This is a genomic window from Bradyrhizobium australafricanum, from assembly GCF_020329495.1.
Classification (GTDB): Bacteria; Pseudomonadota; Alphaproteobacteria; order Rhizobiales; family Xanthobacteraceae; genus Bradyrhizobium; species Bradyrhizobium australafricanum.
Map to the genome: position 1 here is coordinate 56137 of NZ_JAGKJL010000023.1, position 11074 is coordinate 67210.

The following is an 11074-nucleotide window of genomic DNA, read 5'->3' on the forward strand; positions in this document are numbered from 1 at the left end:
CTCGGCTTCGAACTCAAAACACAGGTGTGCGGACGTCGCCCACCTAGCCGGGGGGCGAAACAGATATGAGATTGATCCTTTTGGGGCCGCCGGGCTCGGGCAAGGGAACCCAGGCGCAGCGGCTGGTGCACAAGCACGGCATCGTCCAGCTCTCGACCGGTGAGATGCTGCGCGCTGCGGTCGCTGCGGGCACGCCGATCGGCTTGCAGGCGAAAGAGATCATGGCCAATGGCGGCCTGGTTCCCGACGAGGTGGTGGTGGGAATCATCGCCGACCGGATCGAGGAGCCCGATGCCAAGAAGGGGTTCATTCTCGACGGCTTCCCGCGCACCGTGCCGCAGGCCGAGGCGCTCGACGATCTGCTCCGGAAAAAGCACCTCAAGCTCGACGCGGTGGTTGAGCTCCGCGTCAACGAGAGCGCGCTGCTCGCCCGCGTTGAGAAGCGTGCCGAGGAAACCCGCGCACGCGGCGAGGAAGTCCGCCTCGACGACACGCCGGAAGTGCTGACCAAGCGCCTGGCGCAGTACCGTTCGCTGACGGAGCCGCTGATTCACTATTATTCGGAGCGGCGGAAGCTCCTGACGGTCGATGGCATGACGACCATCGAGCACGTCACCCGCGAGATCAACCGGATCCTGACCGCGCTCGGCGCGCTGGAACCGAAGGATCACGAGGATCACGCCCCGAAGGCGGCTAAAAAGGCCGCCAAGGCGGTCATGAAGGCCAGCAAGAAGCCGGCCCGGAAGGCAGCTAAACCAGCCAAAAAGGCCGCCAAATCGGCCCGGAAGGCTGTCAAGGCGTCCTCCAAGGCCAAAGCGGCCAAGAAAACCGTGAAGAAAGCCGCGAAGAAGGCGGTAAAGAAGGCCGCCCCCGCCGCGAAAGCCCGCAAGGGAGCAAAGACCGCCAAAAAGGCGGCAAAAAAGCTCACGAAAAAGCGAGCTAAACGCTAGGAGCGGTTGACGAAACCGACATGAATCCTTTAATAAGCCCCGCATCCAGTTGGATAGTTTTATGACGATGCCGGGCCCCGAAGGACATGAGGGGAGGGCGTCGTGTTCGCGTTTGTGGACACAAGCCCGAGAGAGCAAGAACTCGAGAAGCCCGTATCCGTGATGGATCGGCGACAGGAGAGAAGTCCGTGGCCCGTATTGCCGGCGTCAACATTCCTACCAACAAGCGCGTCCTGATCGCGCTTCAGTACATCCATGGCATCGGCCAGAAGAACGCGGCCGACATCGTGGAGAAGGTCAAGATCCCGCTGGACCGTCGCGTCAACCAGTTGACCGACCAGGAAGTCCTGCAGATCCGCGAAGTGATCGACCGCGACTACCTGGTCGAGGGCGACCTCCGTCGCGAGGTCGGCATCAACATCAAGCGGCTGATGGACCTCGGCTGCTACCGCGGCCTGCGTCATCGCCGCGGTCTGCCGGTGCGCGGCCAGCGCACCCACACCAATGCGCGCACGCGCAAGGGGCCGGCCAAGGCGATCGCCGGCAAGAAGAAGTAAGTTTTGCGAATTGCAGGTGGGGAGTAGCGAATGGAAATTCGCTACTCGCCATTTGCGTTTTGAGGTGTAGCCGCTGGCACTACGGCGGCGTCGAGATCACAGGAAAGGTTTGAAATGGGCAAGGAAGCCACCCGCGTACGCCGCCGCGAACGCAAGAACATCGCCTCCGGCATCGCGCACGTGAATTCGTCGTTCAACAACACGACCATCACCATCACCGACGCGCAGGGCAACACCATTGCCTGGTCGTCGGCCGGCACCATGGGCTTCAAGGGCTCACGCAAGTCGACCCCCTATGCCGCGCAGGTCGCGGCGGAAGACGTCTCCAAGAAGGCGCAGGAACACGGCATGCGCACGCTGGAGGTTGAAGTGGCCGGCCCGGGTTCGGGCCGTGAGTCGGCGCTCCGTGCGCTGCAGGCTGCGGGCTTCACCGTCACCTCGATCCGCGACGTGACCACCATCCCGCACAATGGCTGCCGTCCGCGCAAGCGTCGGCGCGTTTGATCTGTAAGTCGCGGGCGGCCTCTGGCCGCCCTGCGATGGTTTTTGGAATTGACCGCGCGGACTGATCCGCGATCTCCAACGCCGGGTTCGGCCATTCGATTTGGCCCTGTGACCGGCAAATGGGTGAAACAGTGACGATCCAGAAAAATTGGCAAGAACTCATTCGACCGAACAAGCTGCAGGTGACGCCGGGCTCGGACGCGAGCCGGTTCGCCACCGTGGTCGCCGAACCGCTCGAGCGTGGCTTCGGCCAGACGCTCGGCAACGCGCTGCGCCGCATCCTGTTGTCCTCGCTGCAGGGCGCGGCGGTGCAGTCGGTGCATATCGACGGCGTGCTGCACGAGTTCTCCTCGATCGCCGGTGTCCGTGAAGACGTCACCGACATCGTCCTCAACATCAAGGACATCTCGATCAAGATGCAGGGCGAAGGCCCGAAGCGCATGGTCGTGAAGAAGCAGGGCCCGGGCGCCGTCACCGCCGGCGACATCCAGACCGTCGGCGATGTCACCGTGCTCAACCCCGACCTGCAGCTCTGCACGCTGGACGACGGCGCCGAGATCCGCATGGAGTTCACGGTCACGACCGGCAAGGGCTATGTCGCCGCCGAGCGCAACCGTCCCGAGGATGCTCCGATCGGCCTGATCCCGGTCGACAGCCTGTTCTCGCCGGTCCGCAAGGTGTCCTACAAGGTCGAGAACACCCGTGAGGGCCAGATCCTCGACTACGACAAGCTGACCATGACGATCGAGACCAACGGCGCGATCACGCCGGAGGACGCGGTGGCCTACGCCGCGCGCATCCTGCAGGATCAGCTCAACGTGTTCGTCAACTTCGAAGAGCCGCGCAAGGAAGTCACGCAGGAGATCATCCCCGATCTCGCGTTCAACCCGGCGTTCCTCAAGAAGGTCGACGAGCTCGAGCTGTCGGTGCGTTCGGCAAACTGCCTGAAGAACGACAACATCGTCTACATCGGCGACCTCGTGCAGAAGTCGGAAGCGGAAATGCTCCGCACCCCGAACTTCGGCCGCAAGTCGCTGAACGAGATCAAGGAAGTGCTGGCCCAGATGGGTCTGCACCTCGGCATGGAAGTGCCGGGCTGGCCGCCGGAGAACATCGACGAGCTCGCCAAGCGCTTCGAGGATCACTACTGATCCGTTTTCACCGTCGTGGCCGGAAAACTTCCGGCCACGATTTTTTACCCAGCATGATCCCGGAAAAGTGCGGAGCGGTTTTCCGGCGAGGATCATGCTCAAACGAGATAGCAAAAGCGCGCTAAGGCGCTTTTGCGGGCGAACGCAGGATGCCCACCTGCAAAACTTGTCGCTGAACCACCGCGGCAGAATTGAAGAAGGAAGAAGTCAATGCGTCACGGCAAGGTTCATCGGAAGCTCAACCGCACCGCCGAGCACCGACGTGCGATGTTCGCCAACATGGCGGCCGCGCTGATCAAGCACGAGCAGATCGTCACCACGCTGCCGAAGGCCAAGGAGCTGCGGCCGATCGTCGAGAAGCTCGTCACCCTCGGCAAGAAGGGCGGCCTCGCCCTGCGCCGTCAGGCGATCTCGGAGCTGCGCGACGTGGATCAGGTCAAGAAGTTGTTCGACACGCTGGCGACCCGCTACAAGGACCGCCAGGGCGGCTACACCCGCATCATCAAGGCCGGCTTCCGCTACGGCGACAACGCGGCGATGGCCGTGATCGAGTTCGTCGACCGCGACGTCGACGCCAAGGGCCAGGACTCCGGTCCGACGCAGGACAAGGAAGCCGAGGCGGCGTAAGCCCCGCTTAGAGCCAGTTTTGAAAGCGGCGCCTTCGGGCGCCGTTTTTATTTGGTGGCCACGCTCCCATCCTTGTCGTCCTGGCGGAAGCCAGGACCCATTACCCCAAATCTAGATTGTTGCGCGACGCTGGGGCTCAAATCCTTCTCATAATCACCTGCGGTGGTAATGGGTCCTGGCTTGCGCCAGGACGACGTCGTCTTGTGTACTGTGTTCCTCACGCATCGGTGAGATGCAATTGCGGCGCTGCATGCCGCGCCCGATATGTCCGTCGACATCAATGGAGATGACAGATGAAAATCGACCTTTCCGGAAAGACTGCGCTGGTGACCGGCTCGACCGCGGGCATTGGCAATGCCATCGCAAGGGGGCTGGCCGAAACCGGCGCCGAGGTCGTCGTCAACGGCCGCGGTCAGGCCAAGGTCGATGCCGCGATTGCCGCGATCACGAAGGCGGTACCCGGCGCGAAGCTCCGCGGCATTGCCGCCGACGTATCGAGCGCTGCCGGTTGCAAGGCGCTGCTCGCGGCGCTGCCCGAGGTCGACATCCTCGTCAACAATGCCGGCATCTTCGAGCCGAAGCCGTTCTTCGACATTCCCGACGAGGACTGGAGCCGCTTCTACGAGGTCAACGTGATGTCGGGCGTGCGGCTGTCGCGCGGCTACATGCAGGGCATGCTGAAGCGCAACTGGGGCCGCATCGTCTTCATCTCCTCGGAGTCCGGCCTCAACATCCCGACCGAGATGATTCACTACGGCATGACCAAGACCGCGCAGCTTGCGATCGCGCGCGGCCTCGCCGAGCTGACCAAGGGCACCGCGGTGACCGTCAACTCGGTGCTGCCCGGACCGACCATGTCCGAAGGCGTCGAGACCTTCGTCAAGGATCTCGCCAAGCAGAACGGCCAATCGGTCGAGGAGGCGGCCTCCAACTTCGTCAAGCAGCACCGGCCGACCTCGCTGCTGCAGCGCTTTGCCAGCACCGAGGAGATCGCCAACCTCGTGGTCTATGTCTGCTCCAAGCAGGCATCCGCGACCAACGGCGCCGCGCTGCGCGCCGAAGGCGGCATCGTCAACACCATCGCATGAGGCCGCATGCCGGCCTATGTGATCTCCGAGGTCGAGATGCGGGACGCCGCGGCGTTCGAGGCCTATCGCACGCTGGCGGCGAACACCATCGCAAAATATGGCGGGCGCTACGTCGTGCGCGGCGGCACAGTCGAGGTGGTGGAGGGCGGTCCACCACCGAACGCGATCGTCATCGTCGAATTTCCGACCATGGCGCGCCTGCGCGAATGGTATGCGTCACCGGAATATGCCGAAGCGTTGAAGCTTCGCGCAACCGCGCTGGAGCGACGCCTGCTGTTCGTCGAGGGCGTGCCGCCGACCTAGCTATCCCTTCGCGCCGTCGAGAAACTCGCTGAAGCCTGCGGGACGGTAGGGACCGAAGCAAATCTGCTCCAGCACGCCAATTCCGGTCTGGCCGCCCTGGCGGGCGCGGACCACCTGCTGCACGTGCACATTTTCACGGGCCAGCGGATCCAGCGTCGATGGATCGAACGACTCGCCGCCGATCTCGAGCTCGCCCTTCCACATGCCCTGGCCCCATTGCGGATGGCCGTAGCCGAGGCCCTTCATCTGGAATTTGAGGATCGGGTCGAGCGCGATGGTCGTGGTGTGGCCGTCGATATCGACGAGGTCGATTTCAGCCGACTGCGCCAGCCGGGTGTGCGGCACGTATTTGACGCGATGCCGCGCGGTCGCCATGCGGCGGTCGAGGCCGTCGACCACGCCGGGAATCTCGGCCTCGCATCGGTAGAGCGGCGCGGTGATGCCCTCGCGGACCAGCGCCTCGCCCTGCGTCCCGTCGAAGAAGATCGCGTGCGAGATGTGGTCGTCCCAGACCAGCGGCGCCCAGAGGAAGAACACGCTCGGCGGCGGCATCGGCGCGCCTCCGACGTCGCGTTCGCCGACATTGCGCACGCCCCAGGAGCGATCCTTGGTGCCGTAGCATGTGCGATCGTCGACCTTGATCCCGCCGTCGGGGTGGCTGATGACACCGCTCCAGCGGCCGAACTGGTCGAACCGGGTCGAATCCATCGCGCGGCGGCCGCCCGACCAAAGCGTCTGGCGCGCTTCCTGGATCGCGGCGGTGCGCGCGGAGAAGGTCAGGTCGCAGGCGAGGCCCGTCGCATTGTCGTCGAGCACGACCCGGGTCCGCAGCATCGGCTCGAGCACTTCGAGCCTGAACGGACCGACCTGCATCTCGGTGCGCTCGAGCGGGGCGCGCCGCGAGCCGTAAAAGCAGTGCTGCCGTCCGCCGCGTTCCACGACGCTGAAGGCGCAATCGAGGATCTTGCGGTGCGGGTAGATCGCAATGCCGATCCCGAAATAATACGCGCCGTCGGCGGTGTAGCCGTTGAACCAGGTCCGGTCATAGACATTGCGGTCGCTGGTCGAGGGAACCGCGATCGGCTCCGGCGTCTGGTGGATGGGGAAATCGTCCAGTTTGTTGAGCACGCCGATCCCTTTCGCTGTCAGTCCTGCCAGTATGAAAAGCTGTCGTGGTCCAGGGCTTGCGCGCAGGCGCCGCGGGTCATTTTCAGGAACAGCGCGTCGCCGCGCTCGGAGCGCTGCACGCTGAGCGCGGAGACGACGCCCATCATGATGCCATGCAGCGTGTAGCGCCGGTAATCCCGCCAGCAACGATCCCAGTCATAGTCCCGCACGCCGCGCCGGATCAGTTCCGAATGATAGAACCGCACCAGGTCGGCTTCATGAAGCCGCCGTTCGATCGGGTCGATGCCGGCCGAGAGGAAATAGGCGACGTCGACGATTCCCGGGCCCACTGTCAGCGTCTGCCAGTCCAGCGTCGCCATCGGATGGGTATTGCCGCGAACGTCGAACAGCATGTTGTCGAGCCGGAAATCTGCGTGCTGCAGCGTTCGCGGCGCCGATCGATCGGACTGGTAGCGCAATAGCGCGTCCGGAAGCCGGTCGATCAGATCAAGGAATTCCGGCTCGATCACGCCGCGATATCGCTCCTTGTAGTGACCGATGATGCCGGGCAGCACCGAGCGAAGGTCTCTGCGCCGGCTTGCGGCCATCACGAAGCATTGCACCGCATCGAGGCTCGGGTCATTCCATCGCGGCGCATGCAACGCCGCGGCCTCGGTCATGGCCATCTGGCTGTCGGCGATCGAGCATCCGGCGAGCTGATCGCCCGGACGTGCGGGCGCGAGGTCCTCCAGGATCAGGGTGAAGTCGTCGGTCGCCGGATCGATTTCGGCAAGAATCGGCCGCGGGGTGTGAATGGCGACGGTCGCCGCCAGCTCGCGATAGAACGCGACCTCGCGGACGTAAAGCGTGTGCGCGGAACCGGAGCGGCGGCTGTCGGGATCTGCAGCCGGGAATTTGCCGACGACGCTCAAGGGAGCGTTCGGCTCGTCACCGTCATAGGTCAGACGAAATCGATAGCTGCCGCCGACGAGGCCATTGCCGACCGGCTTGCAGGCGAGATCGACGACCCTGGCCTGGTTGATCACACCGGCTTCGCGCAGCGCCCGCGTCATCCACTCCGGATCGATCCGCGACGGATCGGCCGTGAGCAAACTCATCGGTTTCCTCCCATCCCCGTGGGCGTCACCACCGCTCCGGCTGCGTCCTGCGCGGCCGGATTGAGGACGGGGTGATCGTTGCGCAAATCATACAGGCGATGCCGTGGCTTTGGCAAAAGCCACCCGCCGGCCTGTGGGGATATCATGCCCGGGATGTTGCCCGGGCATGAGGAAGCGGACGTGAGGAGCCTTACCAGCCTTCGAGCACGATCTTGCCGCGTGACTTGCCGCTTTCCAGCAAAGCGTGGGCGCGCTTGAGGTTCGCGGCGTTGATGGTGCCGAAGGTCTGGTCGAGCGTGGTGCGCAGCACGCCCTTGTCGATCAGGTCGGCGACATCGTTGAGCAGATGATGCTGCGCGATCATGTCGGGCGTCTGGAACGAGGAGCGCGTGAACATCGATTCCCAGTGCACCGAGACCGCCTTGCCCTTGAATGCGGCGACGTTGAATTCCGGCGGATCGTCGATCAGGCCGAACTTGCCCTGCGGCGCGATGAAGTCGGCGATCGACTTGTAGTGCTGGTCGGTGAAGGTGAGGCTGGCGACGAGACCGACCGGCGGCAGCCTCAAGCTCTCGATCTGCTCCTTCATCGGCTGCGAGTGATCGATCACCGCATGGGCGCCGAGATCGCGGCACCACTTTTGCGACTCCGGCCGCGTTGCGGTCGCGACCACCGTCAGCCCGGTGAGGCGGCGCGCAAGCTGGATCAGGATCGAGCCGACACCGCCGGCGCCGCCGGTGATCAGAAGCGTGCGCGGGTCGAGGCTCTTGCCCGGCACCGCGCCGAGCCGGTCGAACAGCAGCTCCCACGCGGTGATCGAGGTCAGGGGCAGGGCGGCGGCCTGCGCGAAGGACAGCGACGCCGGCTTGTTGCCGACGATGCGTTCATCGACCAGATGAAATTCCGAATTGGTGCCCTGGCGCAGGATCGAGCCCGCGTAAAACACCTCGTCGCCGGGCTTGAAGAGCGAGACGTCGGGCCCGACCGCGTCGACCACGCCGGCCGCGTCGAAGCCGAGGATCTTGTATCCGCCGTCGGTCGGCGCCGCGCGCTTGCGCACCTTGTAGTCGACCGGATTGGCCGAGATGGCTTTTACCGCGACGCGGATGTCGCGCCCCTTCGGCTCGGGCTTGGCGATCTCGAAATCGACGAGCGAATCCGCCGCCTCGATCGGCAGCGATTTTTGGTATCCGACGGCCTTCATGCCTGGTCTCCGTGGTGGGCGATTGCCTGCCGATTAACTGTCGCGCTGGCGTCCATTTGGCAAGTACTGTAAAAACAGGGAACTAGTCCCTGTTTGTATACTATTGGGAAAATACTGCATGAAACGGAAGAATTTCGCGCGCCGGCCGGGCTGCGCGGTCGAGGCGGCGCTCGACCTGATCGACGGCAAATGGAAGGGCGTGATCCTGTATCATTTGCAGGCCGGCACCCAGCGCTTCGGCGAGTTGCGGCGGCGGATGCCCGGCATCACCCAGCGCATGCTGACCAAGCAGCTGCGCGCGCTCGAGGACGACGGGCTCGTGATCCGCAAGGTCTATGCCGAGGTGCCGCCACGGGTCGAATACACGCTTTCCGAACTCGGCGAGAGCCTGCGCCCGGTGATCGATATTCTGAAAGCCTGGGGCGAGGGCCATCAGGAGCGGCTGTCCTGCGCGCCGGCACCGGAGGTCGTCGTGAAGAGGCCGAAGCGCGCGGCTTGAAGCGTATCGAGCGGCGGGCTCCGCTTCACCTCGCCCCGCGTGCGGGGAGAGGTCGGAACGCATCGTTAGATGCGCTCCGGGTGAGGGGGAGTCTCCGCGAACGCAGCTATCTCCGAATACGCGGAGAGGGCCCCTCACCCCAGCCCTCTCCCCGTAAGAACGGGGCGAGGGAGCGCAGTGAGGTCGTGGTCGCTATTCGGCCGATCTCATCACGCGCAGCAGCGTCTCGAGCGAAGTGGGTGCCGGTTCGCGTGAAGACGCCGCGTCAAGCAAACGCTCAATGAAAACGGCCGGAGCGATGCCCGGGCCGTCTGTTTATCGACGACAGATCAGCTCAGCTCAGAACGCAACCTGCGTGCGCAGCGCGACCGCGTCGAACTTCGAGCCGACGTCCGCAGCCGAGGTCGCCGAGGCCTGCTTGGCGATATCGCCGTGCAGATAGTTCAGCATGAAGCGGACGTTGTTGTTGACGTACCAGTTCAGCGCGGCGGTGTAGACGGTCTGCCGTCCACCCGCGATGCCGACCGCCTGCGCGATCTGATCGTTGAGGTCCATCGTGCTGACGCGGCCGGCGATTTCCCAGGCGCCCCAGCCGCCGCCGGCGAGCGAGAACGGATCATGCGGCTTGATCCCGCTATAGGAGGCCGTCGCCGGGTTGTAGGCGTGGTTCTCGCCGGTCAGCACATAGCCGACCTGCGCGTAACCGCCGTCGAACTTCAGGCTCGGCGCGCCGAACGGCGGCAGTCCGGTGTTCGCGGAGCGATCGACATTGAACCAGTAATATTCGCCCTGCGCGATGAACGGGCCATAGGTCGCTGCCGCTTCGACGCCGTAGACCTGCGCGCCGGAGACGTTGGCGATCGCACCGGTCGAGATCAGCGTGGTTGGATCGATGCGCAGCTCGGGCCGGTCGCTGAGCGTGAGCGTCTGCGCCTGCGTGAGCTGGTTGCGCGGCGGCTGCACCAGCCATTCCGCATCGGCGCCGATGTGCACCGAATAGTTCTTGCCGCTGATCGGATTGCCGGCGACGCGGATGACGCCGCCATACTGCTCGGACGTGCCGGCCGGCGAGGCGGAGGACGCAGAGTGGATGGCGCCCGACGTCGGTCCGGTGACATAGCCGCCGATCCAGAACTGGTCGTTCCACCAGCGGGTGCCGGCGGCCGAACGGAAGTCACCGGCGGCGATGTTCTGGGCGATGATGCCGACCGAGGCGCGCTCCATGAACAGGATGTCGTTGGAGCTGGTCGCTTCGTCGAGTGTCCACGGCACGTCCATGATGCCGCCTTCGATCGCCATCTTGCCGCCGAACGGCTTGAAGCCGGTGTAGCTCAGATACGCGTTCTCGATGCCCGAGGTGCCGCCGCCGGGCAGCGATCCCGGCGCCGCGCCGCCGAAGCCGTCGGACGAGCCGCCGAAATCGTAGATCAGCGAGTAATTCCAGTCACCGAAGAACTTGCCGACGATGCCGATGCGCGCGCGGCGGACGTTCTCGCCGCTGTCGAGCTTCTGCGGCGAGGTGCCTGCGGTGTTCGGGCGATAGTCGTAGCCGCCGACATCCCAGTGCACGCGGCTCGTGATCGCAACGCAGTTCTGTTCGTCCGCGGTGCAGATCGTCGGCCGGTTGTTCGGCATCGTCACCACGACGCCGGACGGCGCGACCGGGCCCTTCACCGGGATCGCGGCGTTGGCGGTCGCCACCCGCCCGGCCTTGGCATCCGCCGCCTTCGCATTGGCGTTTGCGCTGGCTGCGCTCGCGGTATTGGCGTTGGTCTGCTTCTGCAGTCTGTCGAGCTTCTGCTCGAGCATCTTCAGCTGCTGCTTCAGCAGCGCGATCTCCGCATCGCTGCCGCCTCCGGCCGATTGCGAATAGGCCGGCGAGGCGGCAAGCGCCCCTGCCAGGCCTATGGCGATTGCACTGACTTTTGTTGCACCCATTGTGCACCCCTGTTGTGTTTGAATTCCC

The 11074-nt window shown here is 64.6% G+C and carries 12 protein-coding genes; 8 read left to right on the forward strand and 4 right to left on the reverse strand.

From position 1 onward, the window contains the following. The first annotated feature begins 65 nt into the window (after positions 1 to 65). The 7 genes from J6525_RS21405 to J6525_RS21435 all read left to right on the forward strand — a co-directional run bounded on the left by J6525_RS21405 (position 66) and on the right by J6525_RS21435 (position 5180). The gene (locus tag J6525_RS21405) at positions 66 to 950 is read left to right on the forward strand and encodes an adenylate kinase (RefSeq protein ID WP_225646164.1); all 885 of its coding nucleotides are present in this window, start codon (positions 66 to 68) and stop codon (positions 948 to 950) included. Positions 951 to 1138: 188 nt separating this feature from the next. Further along, the gene (gene rpsM, locus J6525_RS21410; protein WP_092082432.1) at positions 1139 to 1507 is read left to right on the forward strand and encodes a 30S ribosomal protein S13; all 369 of its coding nucleotides are present in this window, start codon (positions 1139 to 1141) and stop codon (positions 1505 to 1507) included. Between the two features lie 114 nt (positions 1508 to 1621). Further along, positions 1622 to 2011 (forward strand): 30S ribosomal protein S11, encoded by a 390-nt coding sequence (gene rpsK / locus J6525_RS21415; protein WP_006021048.1) that lies wholly within the window; start codon positions 1622 to 1624, stop codon positions 2009 to 2011. Between the two features lie 119 nt (positions 2012 to 2130). After that, positions 2131 to 3162 carry a DNA-directed RNA polymerase subunit alpha gene (locus J6525_RS21420; RefSeq protein ID WP_035631062.1) on the forward strand — a complete coding sequence of 344 codons (1032 nt, stop codon included), beginning with the start codon at positions 2131 to 2133 and terminating at the stop codon, positions 3160 to 3162. A gap of 210 nt (positions 3163 to 3372) precedes the next feature. After that, a complete protein-coding gene (rplQ, locus tag J6525_RS21425; RefSeq protein WP_028339307.1) occupies positions 3373 to 3789 on the forward strand; it encodes a 50S ribosomal protein L17 in 417 nt (138 codons plus the stop codon). 293 nt (positions 3790 to 4082) lie between these two features. After that, the gene (locus J6525_RS21430) at positions 4083 to 4877 is read left to right on the forward strand and encodes an SDR family NAD(P)-dependent oxidoreductase (protein ID WP_225646165.1); all 795 of its coding nucleotides are present in this window, start codon (positions 4083 to 4085) and stop codon (positions 4875 to 4877) included. Positions 4878 to 4883: 6 nt separating this feature from the next. After that, positions 4884 to 5180, forward strand: a complete 297-nt coding sequence (locus J6525_RS21435; RefSeq protein WP_225646166.1) for a DUF1330 domain-containing protein — start codon at positions 4884 to 4886, stop codon at positions 5178 to 5180. Here J6525_RS21435 and J6525_RS21440 read toward each other — a convergent pair whose 3' ends face one another. The 3 genes from J6525_RS21440 to J6525_RS21450 form a co-directional block, all read right to left on the reverse strand. After that, positions 5181 to 6308, reverse strand: coding sequence for an Rv3169 family protein (locus tag J6525_RS21440; RefSeq protein ID WP_225646167.1), 1128 nt, complete (start codon positions 6306 to 6308; stop codon positions 5181 to 5183). It abuts the gene before it with no gap. Positions 6309 to 6325: 17 nt separating this feature from the next. Continuing rightward, a complete protein-coding gene (locus J6525_RS21445; protein ID WP_225646168.1) occupies positions 6326 to 7405 on the reverse strand; it encodes a phosphotransferase in 1080 nt (359 codons plus the stop codon). Positions 7406 to 7595: 190 nt separating this feature from the next. After that, on the reverse strand, positions 7596 to 8609 hold the full coding sequence (locus J6525_RS21450; protein ID WP_028335470.1) for a zinc-binding alcohol dehydrogenase family protein: 1014 nt from the start codon (positions 8607 to 8609) through the stop codon (positions 7596 to 7598). Between the two features lie 118 nt (positions 8610 to 8727). On the opposite strand from J6525_RS21450, the gene J6525_RS21455 reads away from it, so the two are divergent. After that, positions 8728 to 9108, forward strand: a complete 381-nt coding sequence (locus J6525_RS21455) for a winged helix-turn-helix transcriptional regulator (RefSeq protein WP_225646169.1) — start codon at positions 8728 to 8730, stop codon at positions 9106 to 9108. Between the two features lie 339 nt (positions 9109 to 9447). Here the strand turns inward: J6525_RS21455 and J6525_RS21460 are convergent, their stop codons facing one another. Then, complete coding sequence (locus J6525_RS21460; RefSeq protein WP_225646170.1) at positions 9448 to 11046, reverse strand: OprO/OprP family phosphate-selective porin; 1599 nt, start codon at positions 11044 to 11046, stop codon at positions 9448 to 9450. Positions 11047 to 11074 lie beyond the last annotated feature (28 nt).

Bases quoted from the DNA above. Each gene is read 5' to 3' on its own strand.
- J6525_RS21445 (WP_225646168.1), bottom strand. From the start codon at position 7,405: ATGAGTTTGCTCACGGCCGATCCGTCGCGGATCGATCCGGAGTGGATG.
- rplQ (WP_028339307.1), top strand. From the start codon at position 3,373: ATGCGTCACGGCAAGGTTCATCGGAAGCTCAACCGCACCGCCGAGCAC.
- J6525_RS21430 (WP_225646165.1), top strand. From the start codon at position 4,083: ATGAAAATCGACCTTTCCGGAAAGACTGCGCTGGTGACCGGCTCGACC.
- J6525_RS21405 (WP_225646164.1), top strand. From the start codon at position 66: ATGAGATTGATCCTTTTGGGGCCGCCGGGCTCGGGCAAGGGAACCCAG.
- J6525_RS21455 (WP_225646169.1), top strand. From the start codon at position 8,728: ATGAAACGGAAGAATTTCGCGCGCCGGCCGGGCTGCGCGGTCGAGGCG.
- J6525_RS21420 (WP_035631062.1), top strand. From the start codon at position 2,131: ATGGGTGAAACAGTGACGATCCAGAAAAATTGGCAAGAACTCATTCGA.
- J6525_RS21450 (WP_028335470.1), bottom strand. From the start codon at position 8,609: ATGAAGGCCGTCGGATACCAAAAATCGCTGCCGATCGAGGCGGCGGAT.
- J6525_RS21460 (WP_225646170.1), bottom strand. From the start codon at position 11,046: ATGGGTGCAACAAAAGTCAGTGCAATCGCCATAGGCCTGGCAGGGGCG.
- J6525_RS21435 (WP_225646166.1), top strand. From the start codon at position 4,884: ATGCCGGCCTATGTGATCTCCGAGGTCGAGATGCGGGACGCCGCGGCG.
- rpsK (WP_006021048.1), top strand. From the start codon at position 1,622: ATGGGCAAGGAAGCCACCCGCGTACGCCGCCGCGAACGCAAGAACATC.